The organism is Acidovorax sp. NPDC077693 (genome assembly GCF_044542805.1).
Classification (GTDB): domain Bacteria; phylum Pseudomonadota; class Gammaproteobacteria; order Burkholderiales; family Burkholderiaceae_C; genus Acidovorax.
Window position 1 is genome coordinate 38,231 of record NZ_JBITVD010000016.1, and the last position, 16,524, is coordinate 54,754.

Sequence of the window (16,524 nt, forward strand, 5' to 3'; positions counted from 1 at the left end):
GCCGCTCCATACGCCGGGGCCACCACCGCCCAGGCTCACGCCGCCTTGTCTGCGGCCAGGGGCTGCAGCACGGTCTTGAAGCTGCGGTCCCACAGGGGCGCGACCTGCGCGGGGCCGTCCAGCACGCCCAGCTGCAGGAAGGTATCGGCCACGGCCTGGTGGCCCTTGACCACGCCGTCGTCCACGGGGCGCAGGTCGTAGTCGCTGCTGCGGTTGTTCCACAGCTCGATCAGGTCGCCCACCGGCACACGGGTTTCGGCAGACTGGGCGCGGGCGTAGTCGAGGTAGTTGCCGTTGGCCCACAGGTAGGCGCGGCGCAGGCGCTGCAGGTAGTCGCTGATGGCGGCGTGGCGGGCGGGGTCTTCCACCGCGCGCGGGTTGGCGTAGATGGGGAAGTTGCCCGACAGGTACCCCTGGCCCGTCTTGAGCACGCGTGCGCCGTAGCGCAGCCGCGCCAGCTGGCCGTTGTAGCCGTAGATGGCCCAGGCATCCAGGTCGCCCCGGTCGAAGGCCGACAGCCCGTCGGCCGGCGTGAGGTTGATGGCGTTGATGTCGGCGAACGACAGGCCCGCCTCGGCCAGCTGCCGGCTCAGGTAGTAGTGCGAGGTGGTGGCGCGCACGTAGCCCACGCGCTTGCCCTTGAGGTCGGCGATGCGCTGGATGGGTGCGTCCTTGCGGGCCAGAGTGACCTGGTTGTTGAGGTCTTCGCGCACCACGGCGATGAAGCGCACCTGGGCTTTTTGCCGCGCGGCGAACAGGGCCGGGATCTCGCTGCCCGAGCCCAGGTCCAGCGCGTCGCCGTTCAGGGCCTCGATGTGCAGCACGCCGTTGTTCAGCTCGCGCCATTCGATGCGGTAGGGCGTGTTGCCCTGGCCGGACGCAGCGATGAGGGCGCGCCACAGGCCCTTGTAGGTGCCGATGCGCAGGGTCACTCTGGAGAGGTCGGGGGCTGGAGGGGCGGCCAGCGCGGGCACGCCCGCCGTGGCGGCCCAGGCGGCGGCGCCCAGGCCGGCCTGGATGAGGTGGCGGCGGTTGAGTGTGGGGGTGCAGTTGCGATGCATGGTGGTCGGGCCTTTTATGGGTCGGTGGGCAGCAGCAGAGGGGTTGCGTGCTTGGGCAGCGAGATTCCGCCAAGCCCGGCCTGCGCGCAAAGACCTTTGCGTAGCATCGTTATGCGTGAAACGCAGCACCCAGCGGGGTGCAAGCATGCACGCGGTGCACACGGTGGCCGCGGTGGTCGCGGCACGGCGCTGGTTCATGACAAAACCGTATGTGGTCACGCGGATTTCTTCGTTGGCATGGCGGCGGGGCGCTTCTAAGGTGGACGGGGTCCTGCATTCCAACCCCCACCCCGTACCGAAAGCTACCGCCATGTCCGCCGTCCTCAAACCCCTGCCCACCGCCCAGCTCGCCCTCAACCCCGCGCCCCAGCGCAAGGACTGGTTCGACGCCCCGGTGGCGCGCCCCACGGTGGAGGCCGAGCGCCGCCACCGGCAGGAGACCCTGGCCGTGGCCTTTCGGCTGTTTGGGCAGCAGGGCTTCAACTACGGGCTGGCCGGCCACATCACCGCGCGCGACCCGGAGTGGACGGACCACTTCTGGGTCAACCCGCTGGGCCTGCATTTCTCGCAGATCAAGGTGTCCGACCTGCTGCTGGTCAACGCTGCCGGCGAGATCGTGGTGGGCCAGGGCCCGCTGAACCGCGCGGCTTTTGCCATCCACGCCGCGCTGCACGAGACGCGGCCTGACATCGTGGCCGCCGCGCACACGCATTCGACCTACGGCAAGGCCTGGTCGTCACTGGGCCGCAAGCTCGACGCGCTCACGCAGGACTCGTGCATCTTCTATGAAGACCACGCGCTGTTCGACGACTTCACCGGCGTGGTGCTGGAGACCGACGAAGGTTTTCGCATCGGCGAAGCCCTGGGCGCGCAAAAGGCCGTGATCCTGCAGAACCACGGCATCCTGACCGCAGGCCCGTCGGTGGAGGCCGCTGCGTGGTGGTACATCGCCCTGGAGAACGCCTGCCAGGCCCAGTTGCTGGCCGAAGCCGCCGGCACCCCCAAGCCCATCCCGCACGAGATCGCGCAGCGCACGCATTCGCAGATCGGCGGGCCGGGTGGTGCGCAGTTCGCGTTCAAGAGCCTGTTCGACATCATCGTGCGCGACCAGCCCGAGGTGCTGCAGTGAATGCGCCACTGACCTGGGGGCAGGCCGCACGCGCGCTGGCGGTGGAGTTCGGTGCGCGCGCCGCGGTGCACGACCGCGACGCGAGCTTTCCGCACGCCAACTTTTACGGGCTGCAGCAGGCCGGCCTGCTGGCCCTGGCCGCGCCGCGGTCACTGGGCGGGCAGGGCGCGTCGGCCGCGCAGCTGGCCGAGGTGATCGGCGCCATCGGCCAGGGCTGCCCGGCCACGGCGCTGGTGCTGACCATGCAGTACATCCAGCAGCGCGGCATGGGCCGCCCTGGCTCGCCCTGGCCGCAGGCACTGGCGCAGCAACTGGTGAATGAATCGGTGCAGGAGGTGTCGCTGATCAACGCACTGCGCGTGGAGCCCGAGCTGGGCTCGCCCGCGCGCGGCGGGCTGCCGGCCACGGTGGCGCGGCACACGGCCGAGGGCTGGCGCATCAGCGGGCACAAGGTGTATTCGACCGGCGCGCCCATACTGCGTTGGTACGTGGTGTGGGGCCGCACGGACGAGGCCGCGCCGCGCACCGGCGCCTTCCTGGTGCGAGCGGGGCTGCCCGGCATCCGCATCGAGGAAACCTGGGACCACCTGGGCCTGCGCGCCAGCGGCAGCCACGATGTGCACCTGCACGATGTGCTGATCCCCCACGCACACGCGCTGGACCTGCGCCTGCCGCAGGACTGGGCCCGCGGCGAGCCCGCCATGCAGGCCGAGATGACGGTGATGCTGGCCGCGCTGTACACCGGCGTGGCACGCGCCGCGCGCGACTGGCTGGTGCAGTTCCTGCGGGAGCGCGTGCCCGCCAGCCTGGGCGCGCCGCTGGCGACCTTGCCCCGCGCGCAAGAGGCCGTGGGCCGCATCGAAGGCCTGCTGCTCACCAACGACCGCCTGATCGCCAGCCTGGCCCACGACCTGGATGCCGGCACGCTGGTGCCCACCGTGGACAGCGGCCTGGTGAAGGCCCTGGCCACGCGCAACGCCATCAAGGCCGTGCAGGCCGCGCTGGAGCTGACCAGCAACCACGGCCTTGCCCGCAAGAACCCGCTGGAGCGCCACCTGCGCGATGTGCTGTGCGGCCGGGTGCACACGCCGCAGGATGACAGCGCCTATGTTGCCGCGGGCCGCCGGGCGCTGGCCGTGGGGGCCGCATGAGCGCGGTGCTGGCTGCGCACGACCCTGGCAGCGGGAACGTCGATGCACGTGACGACACGGACGCCAAGGTTGATGCCGACCGCTGGGTCGTTCTCAACCAGACAGGGCCCGAGGCCGACGCGCTGGTGGCGGGCGCGGGCCTGCCCGTGGTGCTGGCGGCCGACGACGCCGACGTGCCCGCCTGGCAGCGCGCTGCCGACGTGGACATCCTCTTCACCGGCCCGCGCAACGGCTGGCGCCATGCGCCGGCCACAGCCCCCGCAGGCTGGCCCGGGCGGCTGAAATGGGTGCACGTGGCGTCCGCCGGCATCGACTTCTTTCCGCCCTGGCTGCTGCAGGTGCCGCAGGTGACCTGCTCGCGCGGCGTGGCGGCCGTGCCCATTGCCGAGTACGTGCTGACCGCGCTGCTGACGCACCAGCGCGCATGGGACACGCTGCAGGTGTCGGGCGCCGGGCCGTGGCTCGAGACCTTTGCGCGGGTGGACCAGCACCTGCCCGGCACGCTGCAGGGCCGGGCGCTGGGCATCGCGGGCTACGGCGCCATCGGGCGCGAGGTGGCGCGGCTGGCGCAGGCCTTCGGCATGCAGGTCACGGTGCTGCGCCGCGGCGGGGCGGATGTGCAGGGCGATGATGGTGTGCGCACCGCCTCCTCCATCGAGCAGCTGCTCGCGGCCTCGGACCACCTGGTGCTGGCCCTGCCGATCACCGCGCAGACCTACCACCTCATCAACGCCGCCACCCTGGCGCATGCCAGACCCGGGCTGCACCTGGTGAACATTGCGCGCGGAGCGCTCGTGGACCAGCAGGCGCTGCTGCATGCGCTGGACAGCGGCCGCCTGGCGGGCGCCACGCTGGACGTGACGGACCCCGAGCCGCTGCCCGACGGCCACCCGCTGTACACCCACCCGCGCGTGCGGCTCACGCCCCATGTGTCGTGGGCGGCGCAGGGCGCGGCGCAGCTCACGGCCCGCAAATTCGTGGCCAACCTGGCGCGCCATGTGGCGGGGGAGCCGCTGCAAGACGTGGTGGACGGGGCGCGCGGGTACTGATGCCAGGTCGCGCGGGCGGGCAGGGTCCGCACGCGGCCAGTGCCTGCATGCGAAAACCGCATATGGATGGTCGCAAGGCTTCGTTGGCGATGCGGGGGCCGGGTGGTGCAATGGCCGCAAGCGTCTTTTCGATATTGCAACCCTTCCCATCACTCACACCATGCAGCGCCGCCAATTCCACCATCTGCTGACCGCCTCCGTCGCCGCCAGTTCGTTCCTCTCGCCCGTGCTCACCCACGCCCAGCAGCGCGTGTTGCTGCGCGCTGGCGACCAGAAGGGCGGGTTGCAGGCCCTGCTCGACGCTGCGGGCGAACTGAAGAACCTGCCCTACGACATCAAGTGGAGCGAGTTCCCGGCCGCCGCGCCGCTGGCCGAAGCGCTCAACGCCAACGCCGTGGACTTCGGGCCCATCGGCGATGCGCCGCTGCTGTTCACCCTGGCCGCGGGCAGCCGGATCAAGGCGTTTGCGGCCAACCGGTCGGACGCTTACGGCACCGCCGTGCTGGTGGCACCCAATTCGCCGCTCAAGACGGCGGCCGACCTCAAGGGCAAGAGCATCGCCACCAACCGCGGCTCCATCGGTCACTTCGTCACGCTCAAGGTGCTGGAATCCGCCGGGCTCAAGGCCGACGACGTTCAACTGCGCTTCATCCCGCCACCGGACGCCAAGCTCGCGCTCACGCAGGGTTCGGTGGACGCCTGGGCCACGTGGGAGCCCTACACCGCGCTGGCCGAAACCAGCGGCCATGCGCGCGTGCTGGTCAGCGGCCGGGGGCTGTGGACGGGCCTGTCCTTCCTGGCCGCCACCGACGCGGCGCTGGCCGAAAAGCGCGCCGTGCTGCAGGACTTCAAGGAGCGCGTGGCGCGCGCGCAGGTGTGGTCCTACCAGAACTCCAAATCTTTTGGCCAGTCGCTAGCCCGCATCGTCGGCATTCCGGCCGACGCGGCACAGCTGCAGTTCGACCGCCGTGCCACCCGCTGGCAGGACATCGACGCGCAGGTGCTGGCGGACCAGCAGAAGACGGCAGACTTCTATCTGGCGGCCGGGCTCATCAAGCAGCGGCTCGATGTGCGGGGCACTTTCGATACGAGCTTCAACGTGGGCAAGGGCTGAGCGAGACGTCTGCAACGCGTTCTTCGTGAAGCAGGCCTCCTCGCTTTTCAGGCGGGGCTTGGTGGGGCGCACTGCGAGGCTTCGACAAGCTCAGCCCGAACGGTAAAGGGGCAGCGGCCGAGGCCACTCGCGGCCGTTCACGCAGAGCCTGTCGAAGCGCCGCGCCCAACGCAACCGCTCCGCGAAGGGTTCAAGCCATCGATCAAACCGCGGTCCCGACCTTCAAGCCCTGGGGTGCATAGCGCCTTGAACCAGCGCACCCGCCCCAGCCGCACCACAATCGGGTCCCATGACCTCTTCCTCGACGATGCTGCGGCTGATCAGCCTGGCGGCCTTTTGCAGCATGGCGTCCATGCGCGTGTGCGACCCGATGCTGGTCGCACTGTCCCTCGAATACCAAATCACCACCGGCGATGCCTCGGCCGTGATCGCGGCGTTCGCCGTGGCCTACGGCGTGCTGCAGCTGGTGTACGGCCCGCTGGGCGACCGCATCGGCAAGGTGCGCGTGATCATCGGCGCCACGGCGGCCTGCGCGGTGTTCAGTGCCGTCACCGCACTGGCGCAGAGCTTCACGCTGCTGGTGGTGGCGCGCGCCGCGATGGGTGCGGCGGCGGCGGGGATCATCCCGTTGTCGATGGCCTGGATCGGTGACGAGGTGGCCTACGAGCAGCGCCAGGAGACCCTGGCGCGCCTCATGGTGGCCACCGTCACGGGGATGATGGCGGGCCAGTGGTTTGGCGGCTTTGCCACCGAAACCCTGGGCTGGCGCGCCGCGCTGGGCGCATTGGCCGTGCTGTTCTTTGCCGCCGCCACGTTGCTGCTGCGCCACGCGCGGGCCAGCGGGGCGCTGCGGCCTGCTGCGGTGCCAGGCGCACCCGCCTTCTCGCTGGCCAACTACCTGGCGGGCACCCTGGCCCTGCTGCGGATCGAGCGTGTGCGATGGGTACTGGCGGTGGTGGCCATCGAGGGGGCGCTCGCGTTCGGCACGCTGGCCTTCGTGCCCGCGCGCATGGTCGACGGCTTTGGCCTGTCGGCCGCCGCAGCCGGGGGCGTGATGGTGCTGTACGGCGTGGGCGGCCTGATCTACAGCGTGTTCGCGCGCCGCTGGCTGGCCGCGCTGGGTGAGCGGGGCCTGGCCCTCACGGGCGCCACGCTGATCGCCGTGGGCCTGCTGTCGCTGGCCTGGGCCCCGGCGGTGGGCTGGGCGATGCTGGGTTGCTTCATGGCGGGCATCGGCTTTTACATGCTGCACAACACGCTGCAGGTGCAGGCCACGCAGATGGCACCGCAGGCGCGGGGCACGGCGGTGACCATGTTCGCGTGCCTGCTCTTCCTGGGCCAGTCCACGGGTGTCTTGATCGTGGCGTTCAGCGTCGACCGGGGCTGGCTGCCGCCCGTGTTCTCGGTGGCGGCCCTGGGGGTGTTCGTGCTGGGGCTGCTGGTGTCGCGCCGGGTGCAGGCACGGGGCGCGGCGGCTGCGGGCGCCTGAGGCGTCCGAAGGGCGGCTCGCGCCGGCTTGAGCCTCGCGTTCGGGCAGGCTTTCCAGGGACTTCTGCCCGGAGCGGTTTCGCTTGTAGACTCCCAAGAGGCTGCGTGCGGCGGGTTGCCCGCCCGACGCGGCGTGCCTGCGGCGCCCCTGAACGCAGCCCGCACGCCCCCCGTACCACCATGGATACCCCACCAAGAGTCAGACACCGGGCCGCCATCTTTTTGCCATGACCGATTCCCTTTTGCCTGCACCCGTTGGCTTCCCGCGCGCCTCGGGCGTGATGAGCGCTCAGATCCGGCGCCATGACTGGTCGGGCCATCCGCTCGGCCCGGTGCAAGGCTGGCCGCGTGCCTTGCTGTTTGCGGTCGAAATGGTGCTGGCGTCGGACTTTCCCAAGTGCCTGATGTGGGGCGAGCACCGCTACTGCTTCTACAACGATGCATTCCGCACCATCCTGGGCGACAAGCCCGACGCGCTGGGTCGCCCGGTGCAGGAGGTGTGGAGCGAGGTGTGGGACGTGATCGCCCCCATCGTGGACAAGGCGTTCCAGGGAGAGTCCACGTTTGTGGAGGACTTTCCGCTCACCATCAACCGCCACGGCTACAGCGAAGAGGCGTACTTCACCTTCTGCTACAGCCCGGTGCGCGACGACAACGGCGCCGTGGTCGCCATGATGGACACCGTGATCGAAACCACCGGCAAGGTGGCGGCAGAGCGGCGCCTGCGCGAGGCCGCTGCGTCGCTGGAGCAGCAGGTGGCCGAACGCACGGCCGACCGCAACCGGCTGTGGCTGGGCTCGGACGCGCTGCTGATGGTGACGCGCTTCGACGGCCACATCGTGGCGGTGAACCCGGCCTGGACCTCGGTGCTGGGCTGGACGGAGCAAGAAACCGTGGGCCGGCCCGTGCAGGCCTTTGCGCATCCGGAGGACGAGCCCACGCTGGTGCGCGAGCTCCATTCGCTGCAAAAGGGCGCGCCCAAGCGCCAGGGCACGCTGCGCTACCGCCACCGTGACGGCACGGACCGCTGGGTGGCGTGGACCGCCGCGCCGGCCGATGGCTTCGTGCAGGCCGTGGGCCGCGACGTGACCGAGGAGCGCGCCCAGGCCGAGGCCCTGCGCAGCGCCGAAGAACAACTGCGCCAGAGCCAGAAGATGGAGGCGCTGGGGCAGCTCACGGGCGGCATCGCGCACGACCTGAACAACATGCTGCAGGGCATCGTCCTGCCGCTGCAGATCATCCGCCAGCGCATTGCCCAGGGCCGCGAGGAAGAGGCGGGCAAGTACATCGACGCCGGCCTGGCCGCCGCCAAGCGCGCAGCGGCGCTCACGCAGCGGCTGCTGGCGTTCTCGCGCCGCCAGCCGCTCGACTCACGGGCGGTGGACCTGGGCGCGTCGCTGAGCAGCCTGGAGACCATCGTGCGCAGCACCTGCGGCGAGAACATCACGCTGCAGATGTCGCTGCAGCCGGACCTGTGGACGGCGTACACCGACGTTCACCAGTTCGACAACGCGGTGCTGAACCTGTGCATTAATGCCCGCGACGCCATGCCCGACCGCGGCACCCTGCGCATTGCAGCCGACAACGTGCACCTGGGCGTTTCGGGCGATTCGGGCGAGCCGTCGGTGCCGGGGCTGGACGCTGGCGACTACGTGCGCGTGGCGGTGAGCGACACCGGCACCGGCATGCCGGCCGATGTGATGGCCCGCGCGTTCGACCCGTTCTTCACGACCAAGCCGCTGGGGCAGGGCACGGGTCTGGGGCTGTCGATGATCTACGGCTTCATGCGGCAGTCCGGCGGCATGGCGGTGCTGGAGAGCACCGTGGGGCAGGGCACGCGCGTGTCGCTGTACTTTTGCCGGTCCCGCGACGAAGTGGCGGCCGAGCGTGCAGAGCCGCCCACCCCGCTCACCAGCCCGCGCCGCCCGGACTCGGCCCTGGTGGTGGAAGACGACGACACCGTGCGCGCACTGGCCGTGGAGCTGCTGCGCGACAACGGCTTTTACGTGATGGAGGCCGCATCGGGCAGCGCGGCCATGGCCTTGCTGTCGGGTGCCGTGCACTTCGATTTGCTGCTGTCTGACGTGGGGCTGCCCGGGCCCAACGGCCGACAGGTGGCCGACTACGCGCGCGAGAAGCTGCCGGCCATCAAGGTCATTCTCATGACCGGCTACGCCGAGCAGGCCGCGATGAATCCGCAGTTCCTGGGAGCGCAGATGGAACTGCTGGTCAAGCCGTTTGATGCCCAGGCGCTCGTGACCAAGGTGCTGGCGGTGATGGGGTCCAGCGAACAGGCGCCAAAGTAGGGGCGTTGCCCGCTACCGCGCCAAGGCGGCAAGCAGGGGTAGTGGGGTAAAAATGGCCGCTGTCGCGCGTCTGGTCAGCGGTAGGTGCTATTGATTGGATAGCATGATGGGTTCCTTACCACTCACTATATAAGCAGCAGGTCTAACCAATCGATTTTTTGATCGTTTGAGATATGAGGCTTCGCCGATACATTTCCTGCATCCCTTTTTTCACTGACATGGGCGCCGCAGCGGGTTGACAACAGCCTGTGCGGCGCTCTGGCGTTTTCATGATCGACTTACGGGGCATCACCCAAACCTACCAGGGCTCACAAGGCCCGGTCGAGGCCTTGAAGGGCATCGACCTGCACATCACGTCCGGCGAAGTGTTCGGCATCATCGGCAAGAGCGGCGCCGGCAAAAGCTCGCTGGTGCGCGTCATCAACCTGCTCAACCGCCCGACCACCGGCCAGGTCATCGTGGACGGCCGCGACCTGACCCAGCTGAACGATGCGCAACTGCGCGAAGCGCGCCGGGACATCGGCATGGTGTTCCAGCACTTCAATTTGCTGTCGTCGCGCACCGTGTTCGACAACGCCGCGCTGCCGCTGGAGCTGGCCGGCATGGACAAGGCGGCCATCCGCGAGCGCGTGAACCCACTGCTGGAGCTGGTGGGCCTGTCGGCCCTGGCAGACCGCTACCCCGCGCAGATCAGCGGCGGGCAGAAGCAGCGCGTGGGCATTGCGCGCGCGCTGGCCAGCCGGCCCAAGGTGCTGCTGAGCGACGAAGCCACGTCCGCGCTGGACCCGGAGACCACGCGGTCCATCCTCGACCTGCTGCGCCAGGTCAACCGCGAACTGGGCCTCACGGTGGTGCTCATCACCCACCAGATGCAGGTCATCAAGCAGGTGGCCGACCGCGTGGCCGTGATCGAGGCCGGCCGCATCGTGGAGCAGGGCCGCGTGCTGGAGGTCTTCACCCGCCCGCAGCAGCCCATCACCAAGAGCCTGATCGACGAGATCCTGCCGCAAGAGCTGCCCGCGAGCGTGCTCGGCCACGTGCGCAAGCTCGCCAGCCAGCTGGGCGCCGGGCGCACCGGCCGGCTGCTGCGCCTGTCGTACGCGGGTGACAGCGCCTACCAGCCCATCCTGTCGCAGCTGATCCGCGAGTTCGGCGTGGACATGAGCATCCTGCACGGCCAGGTGGACGAGATCCAGGACGAGACCTTCGGCTCGCTGGCCGTGTACGCCAGCGGCGAGGCCGAGCGCCTGTCCGGCGCCGTGGCGCACCTGCGCGCGTGTGGTGTCGAGGTCGAAGAAGTCGCTGTGGCAGGCTGAAAGCAGAGGAAACAACCATGTTCAACAACTTCACCCCCGCCATGCTCGACCTGTTCGCGTCTTCGCTGTGGGAGACGCTCATCATGGTCGGCATCTCCGGCATCGTCGGCGGCCTCATCGGCGTGCCGCTGGGCGTATTCCTGCGGCTGACGGACCACGGCGGCGTGCTGGAAAACGGCCCCACCAACAAGCTCGTGGGCTGGCTGGTCAATGCCGTGCGGTCCACGCCATTCATCATCTTGCTGGTGGCCATCATCCCGTTCACCCGCTTCATCACCGGTTCGTCCATCGGCACGGCCGCTGCCGTGGTGCCGCTGACCATCGCCGCCGCGCCGTTCGTGGCGCGCCTAGTCGAAGCGGCCTTGCGCGAGGTCGACCACGGCCTGGTCGAAGCCGCCCAGGCCATGGGCGCCACCACCAGCCAGATCGTCTGGAAGGTGCTGCTGCCCGAGGCACTGCCCGGCATCGTCGCCGGCCTGACCATCACCTTCGTGAGCCTGACGGGCTACTCCGCCATGGCCGGCGCCATCGGCGGCGGCGGCCTGGGCGACCTGGGCATCCGCTACGGCTACCAGCGCTTCTTGCCCGAGATCATGCTGGCCGTGGTGCTGGTGCTGATCTTCTTCGTGCAGGCGGTGCAGAGCCTGGGCGATTGGGCGGTGCGCAGGCTGAGCCACCGGTGAGGGTGGGGCCGGTGCCAGCCACCTTGTAGGCATCCCAGGCATGCGGGTCCGACGCCTTGTCTTCGCCTGTATCGCAGGGGTGGCGACTTTCGCCCTGGCAGCTGTGGCTGTGGGCGAGTTACTCAGTCATCCTGCTCATCGGAAGATCGGCCTCGCCCCGCACGATTTTCCGGTGCGGGCGTTTCTGGCCCACACATCCGCCGGGCAGGCCGTGGCGGGGTGGCTGGCCACAGGACGGCCCGGCAAGGGGGCCGTGCAGCTGCTGCACGGCGTGCGGGCAGACAGAACGCAGATGCTGGCCCGCGCGCGGTTTCTGAACCCAAGGAGCTGTGGCGCGTGGAAGGGGCCGGGCATGTGGACCTGCAGCGTTCGGGCCCGCTGCGTATGAGGCACGGTGCTGCGGTTTCTGGCCCGGCACATGCCGGCGCAGTAACGGGGCCTCGCCGCGGTGGGTGTCCGGGCCACGTGCCCGACCGTCCGACGCTCTGCCTTGCCAACAGAAAAGGCCTTCTCCGCTTGTGGCAGAGAAGGCCTTTTCAGTGGGGGGCGGTGGCGGTCGTTGGCGCCACCGCGCGCTGGTTACTTGGCCAGTGCCTTGCGGAAATCCGGGTCGGCGATCAGCTGGCCGACGAGTTTGCGGTACAGGCCTTCGTAGTTCTGCGCTGCCGCAGGAATGGCGATGGCGCCGACGAAGGAGGATTCCCATTCAGCCTTGGCGGTCAGGTCCTTCTCGTAGCGCTTTTCGGTGCCCCGCATGACGGTGAAGCGCACCTTGATCAAGCCCTTGCCGGTGCCGATGTCGGGCTCCAGCTGGGTGTCCAGCAGCACGCCGGAGATGACGGCGGCGGCTTGGGGGTTGAGCAGTCCGGCGGCTGCCAGCTCCACCCTCAGGCTTTCGCGAACGTACTCGGCGAAGGAGCTGTTGGTGGGGGCTTGCAAGGTGTTGACACCGCGCATCGAGTGGCCCTTGTCGATGGTCGCAGGCTTGGCCGCGTCCAGCGTGAACGAGCCCACACGCGTTTCAGCCAGGTCTGCGCGGCGCAGGTTGGCGGTGTTTTCGGCGGTGGGTTGCGGAGCGCCCATGGTGAGTTGGGCGCACCCTGTGAACAGGACGACGGATGCCAGAGCGAAGAGCTTGATGAGTGTGGTTTTCATGGTGGTGCCTTGGGCTGTTACTTGAGCTGCGGGTTGGTGGACAGGTCGCGCAATGCGTTGGCTACGATCTGCCGGGTCATGGTGCGCAGGCCTTCTTCGATGCTGGCGGACTTGACGGCATTGGCCGGCGCCGAGGCATTGCCGATCGTGGTGTGAACGGCGTGCCGCGCTGTGCTGACCAGTGTGGAGCTTCCGTCGGCGGGCACGTAGGTCACGGTGCAGACAAAGCCGTCTGTGACCGCGCTGCCTGCCAGGCCGAATGTGAGGCCCGTCACAAAGCCTTGCTGCGCCGCATCCTTGGTGATGGGCACGTTGTTGATGGTGATGGTCAGCAAGGCTGTTTTGCCTGTGGCTTCGCCAGCGGCGATCTCGAAGATGCCTGTTTTCTTCACCTGGGCGGTGACCTGGTCCTTCAAAAGTTGCGTGGCCCGCGTGTTGGGCGTGCCGCTGTTCTGGTAGTCGAAGACCAGCGTGGCGGGTATCGCGGTGGCTGGGCGCCTGATGTCCGCATCCGCAACTTCCTTGGTGGCGGTATCGACGTAGACGGATGCGCAACCCGTCAGGAAGACGGCAGCCGCCATGAACAGAGCACTTGCGCCTCTGGATAACCACGAACGGTTTCTATTTTTCATATGTCTTGATGTTGAAATTGAAAATCCAGGCAGGAGTGCGTGCCAGTCTCCGCCGACGGCGGGCACGGCCCGTTCCTGCCCCCCTCTTGCTTGCTTACTTGCTTGCGAGTGACAGCTGACCTGCCGAAACTCGCGGGGCGATTCTAGGGGAGGGCCGTGCGCAAAAAATGCTGAAAGCCGGTTTTGGGCCGGGCAGCAACACTTGGCTATTTGAAGACGCCGTTGGGACTGACAGGTGGGGGCAGGCCCAACTCTGGTCCCGGCACGTTCGCTATGGTTTTTATAGCTGGTGGCGCTTTCGCCGAGGGCGGTAGAGGCATTTTTAGGCAGAAGGGCTGCTGCTTCTCTCCCAGACCGTTTCCGAGCCACTACCATCGCCCATCCCTCGACTCCTGATCGCCAGCCCATGACCACCCCCAACCACGCCCCGTCCGACGAATGCGCCCAGTTGCGCACAGCCCTGCTGGGCTTGCACCGCACCCTGGTGGAACTGGAGCGGCGCGACTATGAGAAGCAACACGGCCAGCAGTCTGCGGGGCAGTTTCTGCAGCTCATGGCGTACGACGAGTCCATGCGGTGGCTGGAGCCGTTGAGCCGGTTGATCGTGATGCTGGACGAGGCGCTGGATGCGCAAGGCAAGGGCATTGACAGCGTCGCCCCCACGGTGGTCGCTCAGCGGGTGCGCGACCTGCTGCGGCTCGGCCGGGATCAGCCTGGAGAGTTTGGTGCGCGGTACCTTCACCACTTCGACCAGTCGCCCGACCTGGCGGTGGAGCACGCTGGACTGCTGCGTGCGTTGAATCGCTGAACCGCTAAGTTGCCGCGCTATGCAGCGGCAGGCGCATCTGTTGGGGGCCGCAAGCAGCCTCGCCGAAACCGTTTCGCGCCGCGCGACCTCTCGCTACGAGCGTGCAGCACTGCACGGCACGGCACGGCACGGCGGAGCGGGTTGGCGCAGTGCATGGTTGCCGCCCTGGCACCCGCCAACGGGCGCCCCCAGGCCTCAGCGCATCAGTCCGTCGATATCTTGTGTTCCGTCACCAGCCTGCCAAAGCGCGCGGTGTCGCTCGCGATCTGCTGCGCCATTTGCGCCGGGGTGTTGCCGATGGGCTCGGCGCCGATGTCCTGCATGCGCTTTTTGAAGTCGGCCGACTGGATCACCTTGACCATCTCGGCGTTGAGCCGCTCCACCACCTCGGGCGGTGTGCGGGCGGGGGCCAGCACGCCGAACCAGGTGCCGATGTCAAACCCCGGAAAGCCGCTTTCCGCCAGCGTGGGCACATCGGGCAGCGACGAAGACCGCCTGGCCGTGGTCACTGCCAGCGCGCGCAGCTTGCCGGCCTTGATGTGGGGCAGCACGGGGGTCACCGTGTCGAACGACATCGACACCTGGCCACCCAGCAGGTCGGTGGTCAGCGGGCCGCTGCCCTTGTAGGGCACGTGCAGCAGCGGCTGGCCGATGGCGGCGGCGAACTGCGTGCCGATCAAATGTTGCGCGGTACCAGCACCGTTGGAGCCGTACGAGAACTTGTCAGGCGCGGCCTTGATCAAGGCCACCAGTTCCTTCACATCCTTGGCGGGCGTGGTGGCGGCCACGGCGAGCACGTTGGGCACCAGGGCCACGGTGGTGATGGGCGCAAAGCTCTTTTGAAAGTCGTAGCCGAGCTTCTTGTACACGCTGGTGGCGATGGTGTGGTGCACCGCGCCCATCAGCAGCGTGTGGCCGTCGGGCGCGGCCTTGGCCACGTAGTCGGCGCCGATGGTGGCGCCCGCGCCGCCGCGGTTTTCCACGATCACCGGCTGGCCCAGGGCCGCGCCCAGCCTTTCGCCCAGTGCGCGCGCCAGCACATCGGTGGTGCCGCCTGCGGCAAACGGCACGACGAGCGTGACGGGCTTGGTCGGCCACGCTGGCGTTTGCGCCCTGGCCTGGGTGCCCGACAAGCACCAGACGGCTGCCGCGATGGCGACGCCAGCCATGAGGCTGCGGCGTGAGGGCAGGGCGTGCGGCTGTGCAGCCCGGGCTTGCCGGTGCGTGGTGGTGGAACGGGGAAGGGCGATGGGGTTCATGGTTGTCTCCGTTGTGTTTGTTGTGGCTGTGCTGGGCCTGTACCCGGGCCGTACCAGGGCCTGTGGTGGGGGCCTGTGGTGGGGACCTGTGGGGCGCGCATGGCTTCGCTGGCCATGTCTGCGCGAGTGCGGCTGGCCTCTGATGAACGTTCCGCCTGCAACGACGTGGCCCCTGGCGGGTGGTGACCCACGGTCGCCTTGCCAGGGGCTCTACGGCGTGCCGCGCCTCAGGCCGCGCGCTGCAGCGGTGCCCGCGCCAGCAGGTCGCAGACCGCGTCAGTCACCTGCGCCGTGGTGGCCGAGCCGCCCAGGTCGCGGGTGTGCAGGGCCGGGTTGGCGGTGACCTGCTCGATGGCCTGCATCACCTGCCGGGCGGCCTCGGTCTCGCCCAGGTGCTCCAGCAGCATCACCACCGACCAGAAAGTGCCGATGGGGTTGGCCAGGCCCTTGCCCATGATGTCGAAGGCCGAGCCGTGGATGGGCTCGAACATGCTCGGGTAGCGGCGCTCCGGGTCGATGTTGCCGGTGGGCGCGATGCCCAGGCTGCCGGCCAGCGCGGCGGCCAGGTCCGAGAGGATGTCGGCATGCAGGTTGGTGGCGACGATGGTGTCCAGCGTGGCGGGGCGGTTGACCATGCGGGCCGTGGCGGCGTCCACCAGTTCCTTGTCCCACTTCACGTCGGGGAACTCCTGGCTGACCTGCGCGGCGATCTCGTCCCACATCACCATCGCATGGCGCTGGGCGTTGCTCTTGGTGATGACGGTGAGCAGCTTGCGGGGGCGGGACTGCGCCAGTCGAAACGCGTGGCGCAGTATGCGCTCCACGCCCACCCGGGTCATGATGGAGACGTCGGTGGCGGCCTCGATCGGGTGGCCCTGGTGCACGCGGCCGCCCACGCCGGAGTATTCGCCTTCGGAGTTTTCGCGCACGATGACCCAGTCCAGGTCCTTGGGGGCGCAGCGCTTGAGCGGTGCGTCGATGCCCGGCAGGATGCGCGTGGGCCGCACGTTGGCGTACTGGTCGAACCCTTGGCAGATTTTCAGGCGCAGTCCCCACAGCGTGATGTGGTCGGGGATGTCCGGGTCGCCGGCCGAGCCGAACAGGATGGCGTCCTTGCCGCGCAGGGCATCGAGCCCATCGGCCGGCATCATCACGCCATGGGCGCGGTACCAGTCGCCGCCCCAGCCGAAGTTTTCGAACTCGAACTGCAGGCCGGGGTGCTGGGTGGACAGTGCTTCGAGCACGCGCTGGCCGGCGGGAATCACTTCCTTGCCGATGCCGTCTCCGGGAATGGTGGCTATTGCGTAGGTGGTCATGGTGGTAGGGCGTTGAACAAACGCGGTGGGTGGCTGAAGGGATGGAGCGGACTGTAG

At 68.7% G+C, this 16,524-nt stretch carries 14 protein-coding genes; 9 read left to right on the forward strand and 5 right to left on the reverse strand.

Annotated elements, in window-relative coordinates; translation table 11 throughout:
* Nucleotides 1-35: 35 nt before the first annotated feature.
* Entirely contained in the window at nt 36-1,061 is a 1,026-nt protein-coding gene (locus ACIGHN_RS21200) for an ABC transporter substrate-binding protein (protein ID WP_056412670.1), read from the reverse strand.
* A 310-nt stretch (nt 1,062-1,371) separates the two neighbouring features.
* Between ACIGHN_RS21200 and ACIGHN_RS21205 the strand changes: the two genes are divergently transcribed.
* The 8 genes from ACIGHN_RS21205 (at nt 1,372) to ACIGHN_RS21240 (ending at nt 11,297) form a co-directional block, all read left to right on the forward strand.
* Complete coding sequence (locus tag ACIGHN_RS21205) at nt 1,372-2,190, forward strand: class II aldolase/adducin family protein (RefSeq protein ID WP_396505874.1); 819 nt, start codon at nt 1,372-1,374, stop codon at nt 2,188-2,190.
* Nucleotides 2,187-3,341 carry an acyl-CoA dehydrogenase family protein gene (locus ACIGHN_RS21210; RefSeq protein ID WP_396505876.1) on the forward strand — a complete coding sequence of 385 codons (1,155 nt, stop codon included), beginning with the start codon at nt 2,187-2,189 and terminating at the stop codon, nt 3,339-3,341. Before ACIGHN_RS21205 ends, ACIGHN_RS21210 begins: the two co-directional genes overlap by 4 nt.
* Nucleotides 3,338-4,390: an NAD(P)-dependent oxidoreductase gene (locus ACIGHN_RS21215; RefSeq protein WP_396505877.1), complete on the forward strand. Its 1,053-nt coding sequence runs from the start codon at nt 3,338-3,340 to the stop codon at nt 4,388-4,390. The genes ACIGHN_RS21210 and ACIGHN_RS21215 overlap by 4 nt, the downstream gene beginning before the upstream one ends.
* A gap of 160 nt (nt 4,391-4,550) precedes the next feature.
* Nucleotides 4,551-5,504, forward strand: coding sequence for an ABC transporter substrate-binding protein (locus tag ACIGHN_RS21220; protein WP_396505879.1), 954 nt, complete (start codon nt 4,551-4,553; stop codon nt 5,502-5,504).
* 289 nt (nt 5,505-5,793) lie between these two features.
* Nucleotides 5,794-6,993, forward strand: a complete 1,200-nt coding sequence (locus ACIGHN_RS21225) for an MFS transporter (RefSeq protein ID WP_235503925.1) — start codon at nt 5,794-5,796, stop codon at nt 6,991-6,993.
* Nucleotides 6,994-7,219: 226 nt separating this feature from the next.
* The gene (locus ACIGHN_RS21230; protein ID WP_396505881.1) at nt 7,220-9,298 is read left to right on the forward strand and encodes a PAS domain S-box protein; all 2,079 of its coding nucleotides are present in this window, start codon (nt 7,220-7,222) and stop codon (nt 9,296-9,298) included.
* A 269-nt stretch (nt 9,299-9,567) separates the two neighbouring features.
* A complete protein-coding gene (locus tag ACIGHN_RS21235) occupies nt 9,568-10,614 on the forward strand; it encodes a methionine ABC transporter ATP-binding protein (protein ID WP_396505883.1) in 1,047 nt (348 codons plus the stop codon).
* 17 nt (nt 10,615-10,631) lie between these two features.
* On the forward strand, nt 10,632-11,297 hold the full coding sequence (locus tag ACIGHN_RS21240; protein ID WP_056168360.1) for a methionine ABC transporter permease: 666 nt from the start codon (nt 10,632-10,634) through the stop codon (nt 11,295-11,297).
* 579 nt (nt 11,298-11,876) lie between these two features.
* Here ACIGHN_RS21240 and ACIGHN_RS21245 read toward each other — a convergent pair.
* Nucleotides 11,877-12,452: a hypothetical protein gene (locus tag ACIGHN_RS21245; RefSeq protein WP_056412650.1), complete on the reverse strand. Its 576-nt coding sequence runs from the start codon at nt 12,450-12,452 to the stop codon at nt 11,877-11,879.
* 17 nt (nt 12,453-12,469) lie between these two features.
* Nucleotides 12,470-13,033, reverse strand: a complete 564-nt coding sequence (locus ACIGHN_RS21250; protein ID WP_396505885.1) for a hypothetical protein — start codon at nt 13,031-13,033, stop codon at nt 12,470-12,472.
* Nucleotides 13,034-13,490: 457 nt separating this feature from the next.
* On the opposite strand from ACIGHN_RS21250, the gene ACIGHN_RS21255 reads away from it, so the two are divergent.
* Nucleotides 13,491-13,892, forward strand: a complete 402-nt coding sequence (locus tag ACIGHN_RS21255; RefSeq protein ID WP_396505887.1) for a hypothetical protein — start codon at nt 13,491-13,493, stop codon at nt 13,890-13,892.
* Between the two features lie 203 nt (nt 13,893-14,095).
* On the opposite strand, the gene ACIGHN_RS21260 is transcribed toward ACIGHN_RS21255, so the two are convergent.
* Complete coding sequence (locus ACIGHN_RS21260; RefSeq protein WP_396505989.1) at nt 14,096-15,061, reverse strand: Bug family tripartite tricarboxylate transporter substrate binding protein; 966 nt, start codon at nt 15,059-15,061, stop codon at nt 14,096-14,098.
* A 317-nt stretch (nt 15,062-15,378) separates the two neighbouring features.
* Nucleotides 15,379-16,467, reverse strand: a complete 1,089-nt coding sequence (locus ACIGHN_RS21265) for a tartrate dehydrogenase (RefSeq protein ID WP_396505888.1) — start codon at nt 16,465-16,467, stop codon at nt 15,379-15,381.
* Nucleotides 16,468-16,524 lie beyond the last annotated feature (57 nt).